Genomic DNA, 21,055 nt, shown 5'->3' with positions numbered 1-21,055 from the left:
GCATTCCTCCTATCAGCATCCGTTTTTCATGCCTATTGCATGATATCATGCTCACGTGTCTGAAGGAAGTTACCCTTGCACGAACACCAGCGTGTCGGCATCCGAGCGCTTCTCATCGTACGCGTAGCCGCTCACGTCGAATACGCGCAGGTCGTCAGGGCGTTCAATGCTGCGTTCGGCGCACCAGCGCACCATGGAGCCGCGCGCGGCCTTCGCAGCCGTCGCGCGCTGGACGAAACGACCGCGCGCGTCTATCGTGCCGAACAGGCAGGTGACCACGCGGCAGCCTGCGCGCCGGGCATGCGGCACGACCGCCTTCGCGTACTCGACCGACGCCAGGTTCACAATGACGTTCGTCTCGGCGGCAATCGCCCGGAACAGCGCATCGCCCCAGAACCCGTAGAGGTCGCGCGCGCCGCCCACCGCCAGCTTCGCCTGCATCTCGAGGCGATAGGACGCCACGCCGTCGAAAGGACGCAGCACGCCGTAGAAGCCCGATAGGATGCGCAGGTGCTCCTGCAGGTAGTCCAGCTGATCGGCCGTCATCACGCGCGCAGCCAAGTGCTGGTACTGGATGCCCTCGTACGCAAGCACCGCCGGCGTGAGCGCGGTTGTGTCGCCGCGCACGTCCATCGTGCGGAAACGCTCGAAGTTGAGCTCGGCAAGCGCGTCGCTGCACTGCCAAAGCGCCTTCGCCTCCTCGTAGGAGAGCGCCCGCACCACGTCGGCCAGCCGCGCGGCCTCGTCAGCGAACATCGGCAACTCGCTCCACCCGAACGCATCGTCCACCACGTTCATCTTCTTAGCCGGGGATATGATGATGCGCATGCCTCGTCCTTCCTCGGAAACCGTCCCAGAAACCACCCTGCAAGCGTAGCACATCGCGCGAAGACGAAGCGCTACAGGCTGATCCCGTAAGTCATGTGCATCATGTAGAAGGCGAAGCGCATCACGAAAATGCCGGCGAGCACGAGCGCCGACGCAGCGGCAGACGACGCCTTCGACACGCCACGCCCGCGCAGCAGCCCCGCCATGTCCACCGCGAGCCCAGCCGCCGCCAACGCGCAAAACGCAACCACCATCGCACCGTACGTCGGCACAAGCTGCTCGGCGGACACGAGGTAGTTCCGCAGAGACAGCACGTTCGCGCCCTGGGCGACATACACGCCCGTATTCGCCACAAGCGCCGCCAGCGAGAGCGCGAGCAGCGCCCAACCCGCCTTCCCTTCAAGCGGCCCCCACCGCGCGAACCGCAGACCAGCGATGGCCAGCACCGGGCCGCCGATCAGCGCGTTCAAACACAGCGCGACGGGAACGAAGGGGGTGTCCCACGTGACCACCGTGCGACTGCTATAGGCGAGCGCCACCGAGACCACGAATGCGAACGAGGCGAGGATGGCAATCCCCATCAGCGCATTCAGCACGCGCAGACGCGCATGTTCGGCGAACTGGTAGAGCCAATGCAAACCCGACGCGCTCAGGAACAGCACGGCTGCGAACACCTCGTTCGACAAAGGGCTGCGCCCCACGCGGGAGAACACGTACAACGCGTTGTCGGGATTGCCGAGATGCGTGGCAGAAGCCACCAAGCCCACAAGCGTCACGAGAAAGGGAATGAGCAGCGCGCGGCCCACCCGCTTTCGTTCGTCGCCACGCGCCCACAGCATCGCCGCGCCCATGATGGCGTACGCCGCCGCGCCCGACGGCGCGAGCGTCGTGAACAAAACGAGCGTGATCTCGTTGAAAGCGGTGGCGAAACCGGTCGTCATGCGCGTCTACCGGTAAAAACGCGGATAGGACACCTCGAGGCCGCGCACGTTCTGGATGCCCTCGAGCGTAGCCTTCGCCAGCCGCGCGAGCCCCTCGTAGAAGGGTTGCCGCGCCGCCTCGGCCAGCTGGTCGAGGAAATGCGACGACCAGGTGAGCAGATGCTTCTGCAGATATTCGTCAAGATCGGCGGGTTGGTTGCGTGCGAGGTGGGCCATAAGCGCCAGCATAAGGCCGATATGGTCCTCGGGCTCCCCCTCGCCCCCCAGGCGTTTAACGCCGTGCTCGCGCATCCATCGGCGCAGCTCCAGCGTGGATGCGCCGAACACCACGCATTCGCGATCAGTGTACACCGAGCCCCACGGCGGGGCCGGCTTGGGCGCGGGACCCACGAACAGGCGGCGGTACTCCCACACGAGGCCGTCAGCCTCCCGACCATCTGCGAGGCCGGCGACCATCAGACCGAGGTCAGCACGCGCCTCGTCCTCGGCAACGAAAGGCCACTCCGCAGCGGCAGCCGCAGGGTCGAGCGCGGCAATCGCCCCGAAGGACGCCTCCGCATCCCCCGTCAAGGGGTCCTGCAGGAAGAACGGGGCCAAAGCGTCGCCCGCGAAGGCGACGGCTTCGAGCACCGCCCGACTCTCGTCGGTTTGAAATTCGCCGTCTCTCGGTTCACCGTTCAGGGCTTCCATGGTCACCCCTTTCATACAAGCTCGCGTACATTGCAAACCATGCCTTCCGCAAACACCCGGTCGGCATCTTCCCCCATGCACGCAGGAAGGCTCAGCACCAGGTTGGGAGCCGTTATCGACGAGTCGGGCAGCGGAGGCATGTCGACTGCCCGGCCATAACGGGCTCGCAACTCGACGATGGGGCCGAAGTCGAGCGCGCGCAGCGGACATGCCTCCACGCAGATGGGCTTTCCACCTGCGGCCACCCGCTCGGCACACCCGTCGCATTTCGCGCTGTGTCCCACGGCGCGGTCGACTTTCGGCGCGTGGTAAGGACACGACAGCGCGCAGTATCCGCAGCCGATGCAGCGGCGCTCGTCCACGCTCACCAATCCCAGCTCGTTTTTCCCCATGGCACCCGTCGGACACACCTCCATGCATGCAGGACTCGAACAGTGGTTGCACGCGCAGGACACGTAGAATGCGAAACAATCGTGCGCCCAGCACCCGCGATCATCCTGCGCCCAACTGCCATGCGCCACCTCGTACACCTGGCGAAACGAAACGGACGCGTCAAGATCGCGGTAGTCTTTGCACGCGAGCACGCACGTTTTGCATCCCGTGCACCTCTTCGCATTGAAATAGAAGCCGACTTGCTCCACCGTATCCTCCCCTGCCGCCAACCGCGCGGATGCGCCATCGCCCCCTGCAACGTGCCGAACGCGACATCGGGTGCCGCGCTTCAGATCGCGCGGCACCCGTTTGGCTACGCTCAGAAGATTTTACGCGATCTCGCGCTCGTTGAGCACCGATCCCGTCTCGTCTCCAACCGGCTTTGCGTTCACGGGCTCGGTGATCACGATGTTCGGCTTCGTCTCGTCGGCGCTAGGAAGCGGAGCAATCTCGGCCACCTCGCCGTACTTCTCGCGCAGTTCGGATACCTCTCCGAAATCGAGCGCGCGCAAAGGACATGCCTCCACGCAGATGGGCTGCTCGCCCTGCGCCACGCGGTCGGCGCACAGGTCGCACTTCATGCCCTTCTTGGTCTCTTCGTTCACCTTCGGCGCACCGTACGGACATGCGGCGACGCACGAGCCGCATCCGTTGCACTTCTCGGGATCCACCGTCACGATGCCCGTGTCGACATCCTTAGAGATAGCCCCCTGCGAGCAGTTCGCCAAGCACAACGGGCTGTCGCAATGATTGCACGCGACGGATACGTAATAGGTGAACGTGTCGGTGCTCCAAAGTCCGTCGACCTGCGTCCATGTGCCGCCGCCGTACTCGTACACGTTGCGAAACGACACTTCGGCAGACAGATCCTTGTTGTCCTTGCACGCCAGCACGCAGGTTTTGCACCCCGTGCAGCGCTTGCCGTCAAAATGAAACCCATACTGAGTCATGCTCTACCCCCTTAGGCCTTTTCAATTTGGCCGATGTTGCTATGCTGCGGATTAGCCTTCGCAAGCGGCGACGGGCGATAGATCGTCAACGTGTTGATGTTGCCGCCGTAGTCGATGCGATCGCCGCTCATATCGGCGTCATGCCACATGCCCTGAGGAATGGCGACCGTGCCCGGTATGATGCGCGGCGTCACCCTTGCCTCGATGCGAATATCGCCGCGGTCATTGAACACCCGAATGGTATCGCCATCTTCTATCCCGCGTTTTTCCGCATCCACCGGATTCACCCACGCGACATGCTGAGCCGTCGCCTGGATGATCTCGTTGTTGGCATAGGAGGAATGCGTGTGCGCCTTGTAATGAAAGCCAGTGATAAGCAGAGGGTATTCATCTGTCAGGTTGACATAGCTTTCAAATCCAGGGTCAAACTCGGGAATGGGGCTAATCACCTCGTCATCGGCCAACTCCCATGTATCAGCAAAACCGGCTAACGTTTCGGAGTATATCTCGATCTTTCCGGACGGGGTTTTAAGCGGATTGGCCTCGGGATCGTCGATGAAATCTTTCAGGCTGATTGTTGGTTCGGGAACGCGCTTCCACACGCCTTGGGCCATGCCCGTGTCCCAATCGGGCAGTTCGGGGTATTTTTCACGCGACTCGTCAAGAATCTGACGCAACCAATCCTCGCGCGTCTTGCCCCCGTCGGTGAACTCGTCCTTGATGCCCAACTTGTCGGCGATGTCGACGCACACCTCGTAGATGCCCCGACGTTCGAATTTAGGCTCATACACCGGGCTTCCGTAAATGAGGGCCTCCATGTTGTCAGCGTATCCGTTGGCAGAAAGGCTGTACTGCTCTTGCAGCGTCAAGTCGGGGATGATGATATCCGAGTACTTTGCCGAGTCGGTCATGAACACTTCGCTGGTCACGATGAACTCGCACAACGACTCATCTTGCAGCAAATCGTGCGTGCCGTTGATATCCGAATGCTGGTTCGTCAGCGTGTTGCCCGCATAGTTGAATATGAATTTGATGCTGGACGACAGCTTTTCAGCTTGCTGGACACCCGCGTTGAGGGCGGTCAGCTCTTCGCCTCTGCGTATGGCATCAGGCCACATGAACGTGGGAAGATTCGTTTTCACCGGATTCTCACCCGCAGGGAAGCTGGAAAGGGCAAACGCCGACTTTCCCTCGCGACGCCCGTCAGAAGTACCTGGCAGGCCTATCTGCCCAACCAACTGGGGAAGCACCATGATGGCGCGCGCCGTGATCTCGCCGTTCGCGTGACGTTGGGACCCATAACCCTGGCAGATGTACACGGGCTTCGTCGTGCCAATCTTTTCGGCCAGCTCCCTGATCTTCTCAGCAGGGATAAGCGTGATAGGAGCAGCCCATTCCGGGGTTTTCGGCACCATGTCGTAACCGGTTCCCAAGATATAGTCTTTGAAGGACTTGTTATGCCCCCGAGCGCTCTCGGGCATGGTCTCCTCGTCGTAGCCCACGCAATACGTGTGCAGGAACCCCTCATCGGCCCAACCGTTGTTGATGATCTCGTATGCGAGCGCCGCGCACAGCGCGCCATCGGTTCCGGGGCGAATGGGAATCCATTCGCCGCCCTGCCCGCACACCGTGTCGTTCATGCGGCAATCGATGTTGATGACCTCGAGGTTTTTCTCTTCGCGCATCCAAGCGAAATCGTGCGTGTGCCCCGCGCCGCCCATGCGAGTGTCAGCAGGACTGTTGCCGAACATGACCACCAGCTGGTTATCTTGCAAAGTGAGGAAGCTGCTACCGTACGTACCACCTCCATAGGTGTACGTACCTGCAGCCGAAATATGAGCTGAGCTGTACGAGCCATAGTAGTTCAAGCATCCACCACTTAGATTGATAAGACGATTCACCACCGTGCTACCCATCAGCCCAGATGAAACGCCCGAAGCGTAATGAACTGTGATAGATTCGTCGCCGTACGTCTCGCGTATACGTTTGAGTTCGCTCGCTATGGTATCTATGGCCTCGTCCCAGCTGATCTGCTCGAACTTGCCTTCGCCACGCTTGCCGACGCGCTTCATGGGATAATTCAAGCGATCAGGGCTCTGCAGCCAACGACGGATGGAACGCCCGCGCAGACAGGCACGCAGCTGAGGCTGGTCCATTTCGGAACTGCCCGTGTTGTCAGACTCGATGTACTTGATTTCGCCATCCACCACATGGCACTGGAGCGCGCACGTGCTACCGCAGTTCACCGCGCAATGCGTCCACACCACCTTCTCCTCGACCGTTTTCGCGGCGTCTTGGGCGGCTTCCTTCTCGCTCTTCGGCGCGCAGCCGAACAGGGCTCCGCTTCCGAGAACAGCCGCGCCCAAACCGGCGAGCGCCGAGCCTTTCACGAACGCGCGGCGGGAAACGTCGCGCTTTTTCGTTTTCGTCATGATCCCTCCTTGCTCTCTCGTCTGATCATGCGTTTCGCGTGGCCGAAACACCGCGCATTGTAGGCCTCAAGCGCTACCCGCGTGTTACATGAAATATGTACATTTTTCGTTTCGCCTGTTCAGACAATCGGCTTGCATTCGGGTAGCCACTCCTTGCGCCCGCTTAATGCCGTTATACTGAACAGGGGAAATCCTGTCGACCGACGGTTTTCTTGGGAGGGATCATCGTGAACGCGGCGAACATACTGCGCGCCTTCAAGCCGAACGCCACATCGTTCGGGTACGCGTCGTTCCTCGCCGTGAACGCTGCGGGAGCCTGGGGCGGCGTGTTTCCCTTCCTACCGATAAAACTGCAAGAGCCGCACATGCTGTTCTGGTTCTTCCTGGTCGAATCGCTCGTGTTCGCCGCGTGCTTCTTCCTCAGCATCGTGGGTTCCTATCGCATGCCAGGCCCTACGAGGCTGTTCATCGTGCGCCTGTCCGCAGTACCGTACCTGCTGGGATGGTTCTGCCTCATCGGGTCGATGTACCTCGATAGCTGGACGCTGCCGCTCGTCATCGCAGGAGGAGGCTTCATCGGCGTTGGATCAGCCGGATTCTACATGCTGTGGCAGCGCCTGTTCGCCAGCGAGGACTCCGACGCCGGCAACCACGACCTCATTCTGGGCACGGCGTACGCCTCGGTGCTGTACTTCGCGCTGCACCTCATTCCCCGCGCCGTCACCGTCTACCTCATCCCCCTGATCATCATGCCGTTTTTCGCGCTGGCCATTTCGCTGAGAAGCCGCGAGATCGACTTCAGCCAGCCCATGTTCGAAGACGTGCCGAAGAAGAACGCGGGCGTCTACCGCCAGGCCATCATCAACTTGGCCCGACCCGCGCTGTGCATCGGATCGCTCGGACTGTGCGCAGGCCTCATGCGGGCGCTCGCCATAGACGACCCCTCCATCGGCTCGTTCGTGAACGCGCTTTCCATGGGCGCGTCGCTGGTCACCGCCGTCACGTTCTTGGTGCTCTGGCAATTCAAGAGCGTGCGGCTGAACGTGGTTGCTCTGTTCCGCATCGTGTTCCCGGTCGTCATAACCGGGTTCGTCCTGCTGCCGTTTTTGGGAGACCGATACGCCCAGTGGCTGGCAGCCGCGCTGCATGCGGCGTACAGCGTCGCCATCATGCTCATGATGATCCAATGCGCGCAAGCCTCGCGCGACCATGGCACGAACCCCGTGTTCGTGTACGGATTCTTCGGCGGCGTGGTGTACGCGCTGCACGATGCGGGGTTCATCGGCGGAACGCTGGCCGCGCAAACGTCCATCCCCGGCCTTTCGCCACATGCAGTGGTCGCTCTCGGAGCGGGATACTTGCTGGGATTCATGCATTTCTTCGGACAAGGAGGTTTCCGCACCGCCGTGAGCGCCCTTCCTCCCGTCATTCCCGATGTTGAACTCGTGTCGCGTACGCAACCGCATGCAGCATGGCCCGGACGGCAGAGTGCCGGCAAAGCCAGATCGCCCCAGAGCATCCCCAACGACGAAGAACCCGTCTACCAAGACCGCATCTCCAAGCAAGTGGCGCGCATCCGCGAAGAGTACCGGCTGAGCGCCCGAGAAACCGAAGTCATGGAGCACATCGTGCGCGGAAAGACCGTGGTGCGCATCGCCGAAGAGCTGGTGATCTCCGAGAACACCGTGCGCATGCATTCGAAGCGCATCTACGCGAAGCTCAACGTGCACAAGAAGCAGGAGCTTATCGACCTCGTCAACTCGTTCGCACCGGTGGTGAGTGACGAGGGGTCCTCCCAAAGATGCTGACCGAAACGGACGGCAAGACGCGCAAGCGGGCATCTTCGCCGCAAGCAAACGCTCCCACCGCGAGCGAGCATCTTCGCCAAATGCCAGGCCGAGAGTGGCGAAGACCAGCCGCTCGCAGACCGAGCGAAGCGAGCGACGCGTCTTGCCCCGCGATTCAGTCTGCCGTCGGCAACCGATACGCGCGGGCGCGTCCCGTCCCCTCGGAAACGACAATACCCTTGGCGACCATGCCAGAAAGAACCTCCCTCGTCCGCGACAACCCGAGATCGAGCGCAGCCGCCACCTCGCCTGTTTTCGCCGATCCCTCGCTCGCAAGGAAGCCGATGACGGCCTGCTCTTTCTCATGCGTTATTCGACCGGTTTTTGCCGCCGGTTTTTGCCGCCGGGTTTCAAGCGGCAACACCAAAACCGTGCGATCGGGGCCGAACGACTCCGTGATGATGGGCTGCGGCAAACCGCACGCCCTCCATCCATCGACGATTTTCGGAAGACCGCTACCCGCACGCTCCCCTATCTCGACGAGGGAGAACATCTTCGCCATCGTCGCATTGCGTGGATCGGAGACGCCCCCTGCAAGGGCCTTGTCCACATCGACTCGGAACCCGCCGGGGTTCGCAAGCTCAATGCACTCTGGTGTTTTCAAGACGACCAATCCACACCGACCATAGTAATCTGCATTCACCAGGCAGTTCGCAAGCGCCTCTCGCAACCCTGCCCTACGCTACCCTTCAACAGGATCGCAACAGCGCAGAGCCTGCAGACGTTGATCCAGATAGGCAAGATGGGCGCGCTCCTCCTCCGTCCATTCCCCGAAAAGGATGCGCTCAAGGGCTTCGCTCGCCCGTCCCTCGCCGCCGGCGCTATCGAACAGGCACTGCTCGCTGCGAGAATAGAGGCCCACGTTGTCGAACAGGCCCGAATCCTCAAGCGTTTTCAAGTTCCCGACGATGGCCTTGACGATGGCGAGGTGGTGCGCGGGATCCACCGCGCGCGGCTCGGTGCCCGCAAGGCGCATCTGCTCGTAGCGCAGCTGACAGCTGATAAGCGATATCTCCGGTTTCACGGCCATGAGCGCGAGAGAAACCGCATAGCCGCGCTCGCGCAAGAGCGCGGCCGTTTTAAGCGGCACCTCGGACGTGCGCAGCGTCCCCTCGATCACAAGGTTGTAGCTCATCACGGACAGCGCGTCCACAACGGCTTCGACCATACGCCCCGCCCACGCCGCCGTATGCGCAGGACCATCGACGCCGTAGCGCGCGGCGATCTCGCGGAACCGAGGATGCCGCGAGCGGTATTCGTCGCCGTTGACGACGATCGCGTTGCCGTTGAAAGAGTCCTGAAGCATTCGATGCAGCGTTGTTTTTCCTGCGCCGCTCTGCCCGCCAAGCAGAAATGCGCGAGGATGGTCAGCCGGAACGCACGATACATCCGCAAGAAGCATGCTTACAATTAATTGGAACCGCGCACGGAATTCATCATCTGAATAGTCTTCAAGCTTCCCCATATTAAGCCGCTTTCGCCTCGCGCCTTTCGGCGATGCTCTTCAAACATGCAATTTGACCCCTGATTTCGGACAATTTGGGAGCATTCGAATTCTCCCGCCGGATGATGTTCGGCCGAATCAAAGCGAGTTGCTTAAGCACATCCTCGTAAATCGCCTCCGCAATCGCATCCCCATTGTCACGTGCGGCAATGAGCAGGTTCGACACCTTTCCCGCAAGATCGGCAATCTGCTCGATCAGCACTTCCTGCTGCAGCGTGATCTCGTACATCTCATTGATGTCCATAATGCCCCCATCCTCGTCGAAGGAAACCAGCGCGTACACGATCTTTTCTGTCTTCTCACGCTGGCCGGCGGAAAGCAGCTCGCCGTCGCGCTCGAGGCAGCCCTTCATGAAAGCGGGGTCGTCCGCCGCGCGTATGAGGTTCGCGTTCGCCTTGCTCGGCTTCTGCCCGTTCTCGTAACGCACCACGCTCGCCTCGCCGAGCCCCAGCAGGCGGGCGAACCCCTGTTGCGTCAACCCGTACTTCTCCCGAATGCGCTTCACGTCCTGCGCGGTAAGATCGTGCGGCATAGCAAACTCCTCTCAATCATGTGATTGAGAGGAGTTTATCATATGATCGAATTTAATACCAGAGATGGCCGAGGATTCTTTAGCCGTATCGATACGACACGCCCATGCCTCCCTGCGGAAACGTCCACTTTTCCAAAATAGTGTCGCCGCACAATATACGGCACGTGCCGCATTCAAGGCATCCCGCATAGTCAAACTCGGTCTCGCCTTCGGGAGTGCGCTTGTACAAACCCGCCGGACAGCACAGCACCAACTTATCGAATTCCGCTTCGCTGGGACGGGAGCGCACCACAATATGCGCGTTCTCCTCGTCGACGTTGAACTTGTCGACGGCCAACTTCTCATCCACATTGACCGTCCAAGAAGCCGCATCAATCACAGCGCCCTCATCCCCCTTCGAACATCCTTGAGCAACGTGAGCACGCCCATTCTCTTCACCGGCTCCATCGCGATGCGCTTCATCGGCCTCACCGGCGAACCGTCGACCGCGAACATGCCCCGCATGATATCAGCCGCCATCTCGGGATAGCCCTTGAATATGCGCGGAGTCCCTTCCATAAACGCCGGGAAATCGCGATGCGCCTGCATATCCTTCAGCACGAAGCTCTCGGAAAGCTTTAGCTTGTATGCCGACAAACGATTCGCCGACGTGTCGCCCGCATCAAGCGCTTCAGCGGCCACTTCGGCGGCGATGCGCCCCGACGCGATGGCATAGTCCATCCCTCGCACCTGGTATCCCAGGTTAATGCACAGCATTGCCGCATCTCCCGCCACAAGGCACCCATCGCGGCAAAGCTCGGGCACCATCGCCAAACCCCCTTCTGGAATCAGGTGGCCAGAATACTCCGCAAGCGAACCGCCTCGCAAAAGAGGGGCGATGGAAGGATGCGCCTTGAAGTCCTCCATCATCTGGTAGATCGGCACCGCCGATGTGCACAAATCAGACAAGGTGGCCACGAGTCCTATAGATATGGAATCGCGATTTGTGTAAAGGAAGCCGCCTCCCACATGCCCCTGCGTGGCGGCACCGGCAAAAAGCCATGCAGACCCCTCGCCGTCAGCTGCGCAAAACCGATCACTGATGACGCGCTCGGACAAGGCGATGGTCTCTTTCACGCCAACGGCAATCTGATGCGGCCGAGGACGCGACGCCAATTTCGCCTTCTCGGTCAGCAGCGAATTCACGCCATCGGCTATGATGACCACCTCGGCAGTCAGAGCATCGCCACCCGCCACTATGCCGGCGATGCGATCCTCATCCCACAGCACGTCCTCGACAGCGATGCCGAACACGCACTCGGCACCAGCATCTTCAGCCTGAGAAGCAAGCCAGCGGTCGAATGGGCCGCGCAGCACCGCATACGAATCACAGGCAGCCTCGCCCAAACGAGGCGAGGCGAACGACACCGTCGTGCACTCATCCTGAGTGATAAGAGAGATGCGCTCGGTTGTTATCTTGCGCTCGAGAGGGGCGTTGTCCTCAAAATGCGGCAGCACCTCGCGAAGCGCATGGGCATACAGCCTCCCACCCGTCATGTTCTTCGAACCGGCATCCTCGCCGCGCTCCACAAGCAGCACGCTCTTCCCCTTGGCTGCCAGCACATAAGCCGCAACCGAGCCCGCGCAGCCAGCGCCCACCACGATTGCGTCGAAATCAGCTGCCATAAACTTCAGCCTCCCTCTATCGGCCAATCAATTCGTCGAGAAATGCCTTGGACACCTTCCCCGACGCACCGCGCTCAATCCTCTGCGCGAATATCACCTTTCGCGGTTTCTTGTACCCGCCCAGACAGTGCGCGCAATGAGCCACCACGTCTCGCTCCGTCAGGGACGATCCATCAACACGCACGACGCACGCCACGATGGACTCGCCCCAGTACGCGTCGGGCACGCCCGCAACCGCAACATCCGCGACATCGTCGAGCATGCGAATGCATCGCTCCACTTCAAGCGGATACACGTTCTCGCCGCCCGTGATGACCATGTTGCTCTTGCGATCAATCAAAACAAGGAATCCCCGATCATCGAGCATGCCTATATCGCCCGTAAGGTACCACCCGTCGCGAACCACTTGGCGTGTGCGCTCCTCGTCGCACGCATAGCCTTTCATAAGCGTGTCGGTTTTGACCGTCACCTCCCCCGCGACACCCTGCGGAAGCTCTTCGCCGCCGTCGTCGATGATCCTCACCTCCACGCCCGGCAGCGGCATGCCAGCCGTGAGAAGATTTTCAGCATGCCGATGATGCTCGGGCAGCAACATGGTCACCGCTCCCAATGTCTCGGTCATCCCGTAGCCCTGCATGAACTTGCATGAGAATAGCTCCTGGCAACAGGCGAGCAACCCCTCGTCAACCGGCTCCCCACCGTAAATAACAAAGCGAAGCGTGTCGATGCACGCTCTCTCTCGCTGCACTTGCGCCACAATAAGCCTGAGCAAAAAGGGCACTACGCACAGATGCGTCACGCCGAAGTCTTTGATGGCGGCAAGCAGGTCGGTCGCCTTGCGCGAGCTCGCCATGACCAGCTCGCCGCCCACAAGCAACGTGATGAGCGCCGACACGAACGTCACGTGGAACAAAGGGAGCACGCACAGCGTGACGCAACCCTCTTCGAATGCCATGGTCCGCTGATCGGCGGCAACACGCCTCGCAAGCGCCTCGTGCGTATGCAGGACACCGCGTGGCAGACCAGTCGTGCCGCTCGTGTGCAAAAGCAACACAACGTCGGAAGAGGCAACGCGAACGCTCGAATCGCAAGGAGACGACCCCTCGACGAGCCTCTCGTAGTCGATCGCGCCATCGTGCGCCTCATCCGGCGATGCCCCCGTCACCACCACACGAACCGGATGCGCGACCTCCTCAAAGAGCTCGCGCATCGCAGGATACAGTTCCCCGGACACCACCGCCACGCTTGCGCCCGACCGCTCGATCACGCGTTTGGTAACCGACGGGGCGAGCCTGACGTTGCACGGCTCGTACACCGCGCCCACGCGCAGACAAGCAAGCAAACATTCCATGCAAGCAGGCTGATTCGCGCTGATCATGACAACGCGATCCCCCGAGCGAACACCAAGCGCCGCAAGCCCTCCGGCCAGCTTCTTGACCCGTGCCCCAAGATCGCGGTACGTGAGCTCCCTGCCCTTGAAGCGCACAGCAACTTTGTCGCAATGGCTCAAGACCGACGCGTCGAAAGCTTCGGAAAGCGACCGCGGCGCCATCAAAGCCCGCCAACGTAGTCCGACTTGCGCAGCACGCCCTTGTCGTAGAGCGCTGCGATATCGTCTTCGTCGAAGCCCGCCTCGGCCAGAATGTCTTCGTTGTCCATGCCTTGGGAAGGACACCCGCGCCAAATCTTCGAGGGACGGTTGGAGAAACGCGGCACCGACGTCACGCCTTTCACGCGCTTGCCATCGACGGTATCCCATTCAACCCACGTGCCGCGAGCAAGGTAGTGCGGATGGCTCTCCATCATCTCGTAATTCATGACCACCGAGCACGGGATGCCGATCTCGGCCATAGCTTCGGCGAATTCGGCCGCGGTATGCTCAGCTGCATACGATTCGATGGCCGCGTCGAACACCGGCGCCCCTTCGGAGTTGATGCCCACCGACGGCATGCCCTCGGGAAACAAGTCGCTTCCGTATTCGAGCCCGAAGAACTCCACGGCCTTCTTCACCGTAGACGCGCCTGCCGTGAACAGGTACACGCCTTCGCCATCCCCGCATTCGTAGTACCCCGCACCAGCCGAGATGTTGTCGCGAGGAGCGCCGGCACCGCGCTCTTCTTGGATACGCTTCTCGAACCATTTCCCGAACAGACCTGCTTGGCAGCGCACAGCCGCCTCGTACTGAGCGAGGTCGAAGCTTTCCCCCTTCCCCGAACGCAAGGCGCTCACGTATCCGGCAAGCGCCGAGCCATACGCAAACAATCCCGCATAGTAATCCGTCACGAATTTCTGGATCATATAAGGAGGGCCATCTTTGTACCCGTTCAAGTACATGAGACCCGAAAATGCGTTCACCGTGAAGTCGTACCCGGGTAAATTCACGTAAGCAGGGTCGCCCGTAAGCCCGTAACCCGACATATGGCCGATCACCAAACGGGGATTGCGTTCCCACAAGAGTTCGTCGGAATAACCCCACTTTTCCCATTGCCCTCCACGGGAAGCCTCAATGAATATGTCGACATCCTCGATGACCTTCAAAAACACGTCGCGCCCTTCGGGCGAAACCACATCGAGCATGAGGTTGCGCATGTTGCGATGCTCGTTCTGCACACCCCATCCATCCTGCGTCCATCGATACGGATCAAGACCCTTCGGTGGCTCGAGCCAAATGACGTCGGCACCGTTTTCGGCAAACAACTCCCCCGCAAAAGGCCCGGCCGTCGACACGGCCGACACCACAACCTTGACCCCCTGGAGGTTTCCGAATGCAGGTATATCGCTTCGCTTCGCCATGTTCTCCACGCCCCCTTCGCGTTACGCCACGTACGTGTCGAAGAACTCGATAGCACTGTTGGCTGCGAGTTCGGTGCCTACACCGGCACCGCCGGCCTCGGCCCCGACGATGTACAGGCCTTCGACCGGAGTTTTGATGGCCGGACGGTCTTTGCCAGCCTGACCCGCCTGCTGGGCGATGCCGATGCCCGCGCCGTCTTCCCCCATGATCCGAGCGGCGTCGGAAGGGAAGACCTTTTCGACAAAAAGCGCATGCTCGCGCAACCCCGGGAAATGGGTCTCAGCCAAATCGATGAGCGCTTCTAGGATCGCCGGGCAGTATTCGTCTTTGATGCCCGCAGGAACAGCCGTCGTCATCATGACGAGCTGCTTGCCCTCGGGCGCCACCGACGAATCGAAGCTCGACGGCACGACGATGAACGAGTTCAACTCCTCGGGCACCTCGCCCGCCATCAGCTTGTCGTTGTACTCCTTGACGGGCACCGACGAGAAGCCCGACAGCATCTTGATCTCAGGGCTGATGACCGTGTCGAGCGCAAAGCGCGCGATGATGGACACGAACGATATCTCGAGGCTTTTCACGTAGTCGACGTAAGCCGCGTCGAAGTGCTCCGCACCCACCAGATCGGAGACGGTCTCCTGGATGCCGGCATTCGACACGATCATGTCGGCACGATATTCCTCCCTGCCGGCAAGCACGCCGACGGCTTTCCCGCCTTCGACGACGACCTTGTCGACCGGCGTGCCGAAATACGTATCGACGCCATACTGCTCCAAACCGTTCATATACGCGTTCAGAATGGCGATGCAGCCTCCGGAGGGATACCCCGACGCATGGGCCTCGGCCTCCCACTTCAAGCATCGTGCGAACTCGCCCGCCGACAAGCGATACTCAGGAATGCAGCAATAGATGAAGCCGATCTGGCTCACGCACGCATGCACGAACGGATCGGTTGTGTACCCATCGAGAAACTCCTCAAGCGTTTGACTGTCGAACTCGTGCGTCTCTTCGTCGCTCATGCCCTTCACATCCGTCACCATTTTGATGACGGCGTCAAAATCCTTATCGGGCACACGGCCTTTGAGATCCTGCGGGAACTTGAAATTCTCGCCGCCGGTCGACTGTATGGGGCGCACCTTCGTGAACTCGATGCCGTGGTCGACGCCGCAGCGGTCGAGCAGCTGAATGAGGGGACCTTTCTCTCCCCGGGAAATAAGGTGCACTCCGAAATCGACCGTGAAGCCGTCGCGCTTCGACGACCCGATGCGCCCGCCGGGCCACGCACGCTTCTCGAACAAGGCCACGCGCTTGCCCGCGCTCGCCATGAGCAAGGCGGCACCCAAGCCACCGACACCCGCACCAATGACGATCGCATCATAGCGTTTCATATCGAATCCTCCTTCTCGAGCAACCGATTGCTACTTCTGGGCGGGGAGGGCGTAGTAGTTGAAGTCGAAAGCCGCAACCACGTCGTCGTCCGCATCACGCACTTCAACGGCCAGGAAATAATCGCCGCGTCCGCGCTCGCGCACCGGCCCGATCTTCTCTTCGGCCTCCTTCTCGGTCAAAGCAAGTTCAACATGAAGGTCTTTCGTTCCCGGCTTCAAGAACTTGATATCGACGCCTTTGAGAATGGGCACGAACTCGTCGTCGCCATAGGTGGCCATGAACAAGGTGCCACCCGCTATCTCGGCCAAAACGAACTCGCTTCCCGCATACGCGATTCCCACATGGTTCATATGAAGTCCTTGAATCGGAAGGCCCAGGCGCACATGGCGCTCCTCGACGATTTCCGGTTGGAGCTTCGCGAGATTGACGAAGGGGGTCGGCCCCTCGTTGACGTTCCTCGCCAAACCGCCCAAATACGCTTGATCCATTGCGCTTCCTCCTTGCATTGCTTTGACCGCTACGCCTTCAGCTCTGCCACCAACTGCGGGACCACCTCGTATAGATCGCCGACGATTCCATAATCGGCCTGCTTGAACACCGGAGCACTCTTGTCTTTGTTGATAGCCACGATGGTTTTGGCCCGATTCGCTCCCACCATATGCTGAACCTGGCCCGACACCCCTACAGCCACGAACAATTCGGGCTTGATCATGGCGCCCGACACGCCGATATAACGCTCGCGAGCCAGCCAATTCGAGCCTTCCGCAAGCGGCCGCGTGCAGCCCACCTCGGCCTCGAGGGCCTCGGCAAGCTGCTCGATCAGACAGAGATCGCCCCGCTCGGCGATGCCGCGGCCCGCGCTCACCACGCGCTTCGCTGCAGCGAGGTTGACCGACTCCGCACTACGTGGCTTACGCTCCACCAGCGAAAACCCGCTCGGCATCGCCCCTGCCTTCGCTTCGCTCACGGACGGCTCCTCGCAGAGGGCGTCGGCAGGCGGCTCGTTCAGCAGCAATCCCTCGCTCAGCAATACAACAGCCGCGCCCGGATTCGCGCGCTCGACGCTGAAAGCGCTGCCGCCATACGCCATATGCTCGGCCTCAAGCGCTCCGCCCTCAATGTCCACGCGGATCGTATCGTTGATCACCCGCGTCCCCATCGCGGCGGCGATGCATGCCGCCGCCAACCGCATGCGCTTGCTCGTGGAAAGCAGCACGGCGTCCGGACGCCTCTCGGCAGCGCTCGCGGCAACGGACCCGATGCAGTCTTCGAACAACGCGCCCTCTTCCATCGGCACTACGCGAACGGCGCACGCCCCTCGCACCCGCTCTAGGGGCATCTCGTCAGGGGAGCCGATCCAGACGGCTTCCACCTTCTCGCCCAGCCGCTTCGCCACCGCGCACAGCGGCGCATAGCTTTCGGGGTCTTCCCCCACAACCCAAATCGCACTGAATGCGCTCATGTCCTCACCGCCCTACCGCAAAGCTCGAATATCGGAGGCCAAGGCGCGAATGCTCTCGGCCGAAGCGTCTTCGTACACAACCATCTTGCGCTCGATGCTTGCCGGAGCAAGCACCGACACCGTTTCAACCGACGACGCCGGCAAACCGCCAACCTCGTCGAGCGACCACACGGTCATCGGCTTCTTGCCCGCCGCCAAAATGTCCTTCAACTGGGGAATGCGAGGGACATTGATATCGGCCGTCGTCGAAAGAACAACCGGCGACACAGCCTCGAGCACCTCCACCTCGCGCTCTAAGGTGCGCTCGATGGCGATCTTGCCATCGCTCACCTCGATGCGGCTCACCGCGTTGAGGACGGGAGCCCCCAGCAGGAATCCGACGAGCGATCCAACCTGCTGCGCATACAAGTCGGACGAGCCCTCGCCGAACAACGCCACGTCAAACTTCATTTTTCTCAACGCGGCGGCAAGCACGGCGGCCGTTTGAAACGCGTCAGCCGACGCCAACGCCGGATCGACAACGGCGTACAGCTCCGCGGCACCGCGCGAGAGGGCCGCTTTGACCAGCTTGGAGTCGGTTACCCTCTCGTCTCCCGCAGTCAAAAGCACGGCCCGACCGCCCGTCGCATCGGCGATGCTCACCACCTCCTCGATGGCCATAAGATCGTACTCGCCGATAACGGACTTGGCGCGATCCATGTTCAGCGTGTTGTCGAAGTTGACGACGATGTCCTGCTCGTCAGGCACTACTTTGTAACATGCAACCGTATCCATGGCGAACCCCCCGATGCCCTACTGGGCTTCCTTGATGAGCGCGCGCCCCGCCGTATGCACCATGATCTCCTCGGTACCGGCCATGATGCGGTAGACGCGCTGATCGCGCCACAGGCGGGAAATGCGGCAGTCGTGCGTGTACCCGATGCCGCCCATGATCTGCATGGCGTCGTCGATGACCTGGAACGCGGCCTGCCCGGTGTAGCGCTTCACAAGCGAGGAATCGATGGAGATGGACTCGCCGTTCATCTTCTTCCAAGCGGCCTTGTACAGCATGTTCTGCATGTTCTCGATCTTGATCTTCATGTCGACAATCTTTTCCTGGATGAGCTGGAAGGAGCCGATCGTCTTGCCAAACTGCTCGCGTTGGCCGGCGTACTTCACGGCCTCATCGTACGCGCAGCGAGCCATGCCCACGTTGGCGGCGCAGATGGTCAGACGCTCCACTTCGAAGTTCTTCATCAGCTGATAAAAGCCCCTGCCCTCGACTCCGACGAGATCGCTCTCGTCGCACTCGACGTTGTCGAGGTGCACCTCGTAGGTGCCGCACATGTTGTTGCCGATCTTGTCGAGCTTCTCGATGGTGATGCCAGGACGATCCATCGGAAACAGGTACATGCTGAAATCCTTGTACGGATTCTCGTTGATGCCGCTGCGGCACACGCACAGCATGTACGGCGCGCGGTCAGCGCTCGTGTTGAACGTCTTGTTTCCGTTGACGTACACCTTGCCTTCGCGCTTGGTGGCGGTGGTCGCCATGGCGGCGCTATCGGAACCGGCTTGAGGTTCTGTGAAGCCCAATGTAAAGGGCTTGATGCCTTGAAGCGCGTACTTCAGAATCTCTTTCTGCTGGGCTTCGTTGCCGAAGGCGAGGATGTCGTCCACCTCAGTGGAGAAGTTGATCCAGCACAGCGACGGATACCCAAGCGCATGCGCCTCTTCAGCCACCATGATCTGGGTCATGATGTCGGTCGGAGTGCCACCGAACTCCTCGGGAATGCCGAGCGCGGAGAACCCGGCTTCCACCAAGCTGTCGACAGCTTTCTGAGGATATTCATGGTTTTGATCGCATTCCTTGAAATAAGTGTCGAAATCCCCCCGCTCGTAGACGGTTTTCAGGCTTTCGAGCAGCAACTCCTGCTCCTCGGTCTTTCCGAAATCCATCGCAGCACTCCCTTTCTCGTCGCAGAGTGGCGAACGCCCCCACGTCTCTCAACGTTGGCGCTCCACCTTCTGGGCGGACAGTATAAAGAGCCGTGCAGGTATGGAATAAATACGTATGTTGCAGTCGCCTCAACACACCCCCAACGTTTCCCTATGCAATGTTCGAGGGCACGATATTCAAAACTCGCATAAAGCGAGATAGCGCCGGTGCTCGCTGCAACCAACGGACTCGCGCCGGAAAAAGCTTTTTGCATGTCTGAAAAACAAGCCGTATGATCTGCGGTTTTAGAATAGCTATAAGAAATCGGGGTTTGATCGGCCTCTGCAACCGCCCACACGTCCGAAGCGATCCCGAGCCCGCTACCCAGGGGCCGTTGTACAATATCATGCGCGCCAACACAAAGCGACAAGCGATGAGGCCGACGCCCCAAACAAGCGCACGAAAGGCGAGGTGATGCTTGATGGATATCGATATCTACCGGGAGTTCACTGCACTTGCAACTCACCGCAGCTTCGTGTCGGCAGCTCGCGACCTCAACATGTCGCAGCCCTCGCTCAGTCGTCACATGACCGCTTTTGCGCGGGAACTCGGATGCCAGCTGTTTTACGAAACGCGACCCCTCAGCCTCACCGCAGCGGGAGAGGTGGTGCTCAAATACGCGGGAAAAATCATACGCGACCAGGAAAACATGCTTGCCGAGCTGAATAAACTTCCTGCCCGCTCAGAGAGCCGCATTCTCATCATCGACCTGTTTCCCACCAACGCGCTGTACGTTGGCATCAACGAGACCGCGGCGCTTGCAAAGCAGCAATTTCCCGGCCTTCGCGTCGAATTTATCAATATGGACAGCAGCGGCATGAACGCACGGCAGATGGTCGAAATGGGGAAAATCGACATATCCATAGAGACCACTATCTCGAGCAGCCAGGAGCCGCTGGAACCGAACGTATCGGACAAGTTGCAAACCATCTGGATTCCCGAATTCCACGGAGAGCTCGTGGTGGGCATCGCTAAAGAATCCCCTCTCGCATCGCGCCCGGACCTTCAACTGACCGACCTGGCGCAATCGCGATTCATCCTGCAGGCGAACCGGCACAGCGAGCGTTTTCGAGAAGACTTCGTCAACATCTGCACCGAAAGAGGGTTCTACCCCAATATAACCCTGGTGCCCACAGACAGCCAGCTGGAGTTTTACGGAAGCCACCCCGCTGACGGAATACATCTGCTCACCAAAGTCGACCGCAAGTACAACCCCTTGATCTCAAGTCTTCTGAAAGAACACGTCAGGATTCGCACGCTCAAAGACGATTGTTGGGTCAACTCATACGCGCTCATGAGCAGCTGCCCCGACAAACCGGAACTGAGGTTTTTCGCCGAACATCTCAGGCAGCACGCAGATCGCATGCGCAACGAAATGCAGTAACCTCCCCTTATATCGCTTATCAGGCATTATGCGCTTCTCGCATTGCCACTTGCACGCAAACGGCAATGCGGCTCGCAACATAAGCATTTACCCCATACCGGCCCGGCTCCTTATACTGTCGCCGCGAACAGCGCGCGCAACGTGAACCGAAACGCACGCCGTTCGCAATCAAAGGAGTGCGCTCTTTGGCATCATGCCGTCGCGCACGTCGATAGGCGAAGGAGGAG

20 protein-coding genes are annotated in these 21,055 nt (G+C 60.3%); 2 read left to right on the top strand and 18 right to left on the bottom strand.

The features are described from left to right. Nucleotides 1-69: 69 nt before the first annotated feature. The 6 genes from yaaA to B5F40_RS09675 form a co-directional block, all read right to left on the bottom strand. Nucleotides 70-828, bottom strand: coding sequence for a peroxide stress protein YaaA (yaaA, locus tag B5F40_RS09700; RefSeq protein WP_087194134.1), 759 nt, complete (start codon nucleotides 826-828; stop codon nucleotides 70-72). 71 nt (nucleotides 829-899) lie between these two features. After that, on the bottom strand, nucleotides 900-1,769 hold the full coding sequence (locus B5F40_RS09695) for a dimethyl sulfoxide reductase anchor subunit family protein (protein WP_087194133.1): 870 nt from the start codon (nucleotides 1,767-1,769) through the stop codon (nucleotides 900-902). Between the two features lie 6 nt (nucleotides 1,770-1,775). Beyond that, nucleotides 1,776-2,459: a Tat proofreading chaperone DmsD gene (gene dmsD / locus B5F40_RS09690; RefSeq protein WP_087194132.1), complete on the bottom strand. Its 684-nt coding sequence runs from the start codon at nucleotides 2,457-2,459 to the stop codon at nucleotides 1,776-1,778. 11 nt (nucleotides 2,460-2,470) lie between these two features. Continuing rightward, nucleotides 2,471-3,100 carry a DMSO/selenate family reductase complex B subunit gene (locus tag B5F40_RS09685; RefSeq protein WP_087194131.1) on the bottom strand — a complete coding sequence of 210 codons (630 nt, stop codon included), beginning with the start codon at nucleotides 3,098-3,100 and terminating at the stop codon, nucleotides 2,471-2,473. Between the two features lie 120 nt (nucleotides 3,101-3,220). Next, a complete protein-coding gene (locus tag B5F40_RS09680) occupies nucleotides 3,221-3,841 on the bottom strand; it encodes a DMSO/selenate family reductase complex B subunit (RefSeq protein ID WP_087194130.1) in 621 nt (206 codons plus the stop codon). Nucleotides 3,842-3,852: 11 nt separating this feature from the next. Beyond that, the gene (locus B5F40_RS09675; RefSeq protein WP_087194129.1) at nucleotides 3,853-6,273 is read right to left on the bottom strand and encodes a DMSO/selenate family reductase complex A subunit; all 2,421 of its coding nucleotides are present in this window, start codon (nucleotides 6,271-6,273) and stop codon (nucleotides 3,853-3,855) included. A 227-nt stretch (nucleotides 6,274-6,500) separates the two neighbouring features. Here B5F40_RS09675 and B5F40_RS09670 point away from each other — a divergent pair, with 227 nt between their 5' ends. Then, nucleotides 6,501-8,081, top strand: a complete 1,581-nt coding sequence (locus B5F40_RS09670; RefSeq protein ID WP_087194128.1) for a response regulator transcription factor — start codon at nucleotides 6,501-6,503, stop codon at nucleotides 8,079-8,081. 154 nt (nucleotides 8,082-8,235) lie between these two features. On the opposite strand, the gene B5F40_RS09665 is transcribed toward B5F40_RS09670, so the two are convergent. The 12 genes from B5F40_RS09665 to B5F40_RS09610 all read right to left on the bottom strand — a co-directional run bounded on the left by B5F40_RS09665 (nucleotide 8,236) and on the right by B5F40_RS09610 (nucleotide 19,404). Continuing rightward, complete coding sequence (locus tag B5F40_RS09665) at nucleotides 8,236-8,724, bottom strand: ATP-binding protein (RefSeq protein WP_239442988.1); 489 nt, start codon at nucleotides 8,722-8,724, stop codon at nucleotides 8,236-8,238. A 78-nt stretch (nucleotides 8,725-8,802) separates the two neighbouring features. Further along, entirely contained in the window at nucleotides 8,803-9,522 is a 720-nt protein-coding gene (locus B5F40_RS09660) for a zeta toxin family protein (protein WP_239442991.1), read from the bottom strand. Between the two features lie 64 nt (nucleotides 9,523-9,586). Beyond that, entirely contained in the window at nucleotides 9,587-10,156 is a 570-nt protein-coding gene (locus tag B5F40_RS09655) for a helix-turn-helix domain-containing protein (RefSeq protein WP_087194125.1), read from the bottom strand. A gap of 79 nt (nucleotides 10,157-10,235) precedes the next feature. Continuing rightward, nucleotides 10,236-10,535: a ferredoxin family protein gene (locus B5F40_RS09650; protein ID WP_446718591.1), complete on the bottom strand. Its 300-nt coding sequence runs from the start codon at nucleotides 10,533-10,535 to the stop codon at nucleotides 10,236-10,238. Beyond that, entirely contained in the window at nucleotides 10,532-11,821 is a 1,290-nt protein-coding gene (locus tag B5F40_RS09645; RefSeq protein ID WP_087194124.1) for an FAD-dependent oxidoreductase, read from the bottom strand. Before B5F40_RS09645 ends, B5F40_RS09650 begins: the two co-directional genes overlap by 4 nt. Nucleotides 11,822-11,837: 16 nt before the next feature. Further along, nucleotides 11,838-13,373 (bottom strand): class I adenylate-forming enzyme family protein, encoded by a 1,536-nt coding sequence (locus B5F40_RS09640; RefSeq protein WP_140396471.1) that lies wholly within the window; start codon nucleotides 13,371-13,373, stop codon nucleotides 11,838-11,840. Continuing rightward, nucleotides 13,373-14,614, bottom strand: a complete 1,242-nt coding sequence (locus B5F40_RS09635; RefSeq protein WP_087194147.1) for a CoA transferase — start codon at nucleotides 14,612-14,614, stop codon at nucleotides 13,373-13,375. The genes B5F40_RS09640 and B5F40_RS09635 overlap by 1 nt, the downstream gene beginning before the upstream one ends. 21 nt (nucleotides 14,615-14,635) lie before the next feature. Continuing rightward, nucleotides 14,636-16,003 (bottom strand): phytoene desaturase family protein, encoded by a 1,368-nt coding sequence (locus B5F40_RS09630; RefSeq protein WP_087194122.1) that lies wholly within the window; start codon nucleotides 16,001-16,003, stop codon nucleotides 14,636-14,638. A 30-nt stretch (nucleotides 16,004-16,033) separates the two neighbouring features. Next, nucleotides 16,034-16,492 carry a PaaI family thioesterase gene (locus tag B5F40_RS09625; protein WP_087194121.1) on the bottom strand — a complete coding sequence of 153 codons (459 nt, stop codon included), beginning with the start codon at nucleotides 16,490-16,492 and terminating at the stop codon, nucleotides 16,034-16,036. Between the two features lie 29 nt (nucleotides 16,493-16,521). Further along, nucleotides 16,522-17,466 carry an FAD-binding protein gene (locus tag B5F40_RS16410; protein WP_087194120.1) on the bottom strand — a complete coding sequence of 315 codons (945 nt, stop codon included), beginning with the start codon at nucleotides 17,464-17,466 and terminating at the stop codon, nucleotides 16,522-16,524. A 12-nt stretch (nucleotides 17,467-17,478) separates the two neighbouring features. Then, nucleotides 17,479-18,240: an electron transfer flavoprotein gene (locus B5F40_RS09615; protein ID WP_087194119.1), complete on the bottom strand. Its 762-nt coding sequence runs from the start codon at nucleotides 18,238-18,240 to the stop codon at nucleotides 17,479-17,481. Between the two features lie 18 nt (nucleotides 18,241-18,258). Beyond that, nucleotides 18,259-19,404, bottom strand: a complete 1,146-nt coding sequence (locus B5F40_RS09610; RefSeq protein WP_087194118.1) for an acyl-CoA dehydrogenase — start codon at nucleotides 19,402-19,404, stop codon at nucleotides 18,259-18,261. A 461-nt stretch (nucleotides 19,405-19,865) separates the two neighbouring features. Between B5F40_RS09610 and B5F40_RS09605 the strand changes: the two genes are divergently transcribed. After that, on the top strand, nucleotides 19,866-20,828 hold the full coding sequence (locus tag B5F40_RS09605) for a LysR family transcriptional regulator (RefSeq protein WP_087194117.1): 963 nt from the start codon (nucleotides 19,866-19,868) through the stop codon (nucleotides 20,826-20,828). The last annotated feature ends 227 nt before the right edge of the window (nucleotides 20,829-21,055 follow it).

Origin of the sequence: Gordonibacter sp. An230 (assembly GCF_002159915.1) — a bacterium.
Classification (GTDB): Bacteria; Actinomycetota; Coriobacteriia; order Coriobacteriales; family Eggerthellaceae; genus Rubneribacter.
Note: the sequence above shows the minus strand (reverse complement) of the source record. Positions and strands in the feature narration are given on the sequence as shown.

Bases quoted from the DNA above. Each gene is read 5' to 3' on its own strand.
- B5F40_RS09680 (WP_087194130.1), bottom strand. From the start codon at position 3,841: ATGACTCAGTATGGGTTTCATTTTGACGGCAAGCGCTGCACGGGGTGC.
- B5F40_RS09615 (WP_087194119.1), bottom strand. From the start codon at position 18,240: ATGGATACGGTTGCATGTTACAAAGTAGTGCCTGACGAGCAGGACATC.
- B5F40_RS09695 (WP_087194133.1), bottom strand. From the start codon at position 1,769: ATGACGACCGGTTTCGCCACCGCTTTCAACGAGATCACGCTCGTTTTG.
- B5F40_RS09630 (WP_087194122.1), bottom strand. From the start codon at position 16,003: ATGAAACGCTATGATGCGATCGTCATTGGTGCGGGTGTCGGTGGCTTG.
- B5F40_RS09635 (WP_087194147.1), bottom strand. From the start codon at position 14,614: ATGGCGAAGCGAAGCGATATACCTGCATTCGGAAACCTCCAGGGGGTC.
- B5F40_RS16410 (WP_087194120.1), bottom strand. From the start codon at position 17,466: ATGAGCGCATTCAGTGCGATTTGGGTTGTGGGGGAAGACCCCGAAAGC.
- B5F40_RS09625 (WP_087194121.1), bottom strand. From the start codon at position 16,492: ATGGATCAAGCGTATTTGGGCGGTTTGGCGAGGAACGTCAACGAGGGG.
- B5F40_RS09655 (WP_087194125.1), bottom strand. From the start codon at position 10,156: ATGCCGCACGATCTTACCGCGCAGGACGTGAAGCGCATTCGGGAGAAG.
- dmsD (WP_087194132.1), bottom strand. From the start codon at position 2,459: ATGGAAGCCCTGAACGGTGAACCGAGAGACGGCGAATTTCAAACCGAC.
- B5F40_RS09675 (WP_087194129.1), bottom strand. From the start codon at position 6,273: ATGACGAAAACGAAAAAGCGCGACGTTTCCCGCCGCGCGTTCGTGAAA.
- B5F40_RS09610 (WP_087194118.1), bottom strand. From the start codon at position 19,404: ATGGATTTCGGAAAGACCGAGGAGCAGGAGTTGCTGCTCGAAAGCCTG.
- B5F40_RS09640 (WP_140396471.1), bottom strand. From the start codon at position 13,373: ATGGCGCCGCGGTCGCTTTCCGAAGCTTTCGACGCGTCGGTCTTGAGC.
- B5F40_RS09645 (WP_087194124.1), bottom strand. From the start codon at position 11,821: ATGGCAGCTGATTTCGACGCAATCGTGGTGGGCGCTGGCTGCGCGGGC.
- yaaA (WP_087194134.1), bottom strand. From the start codon at position 828: ATGCGCATCATCATATCCCCGGCTAAGAAGATGAACGTGGTGGACGAT.
- B5F40_RS09660 (WP_239442991.1), bottom strand. From the start codon at position 9,522: ATGCTTCTTGCGGATGTATCGTGCGTTCCGGCTGACCATCCTCGCGCA.
- B5F40_RS09605 (WP_087194117.1), top strand. From the start codon at position 19,866: ATGGATATCGATATCTACCGGGAGTTCACTGCACTTGCAACTCACCGC.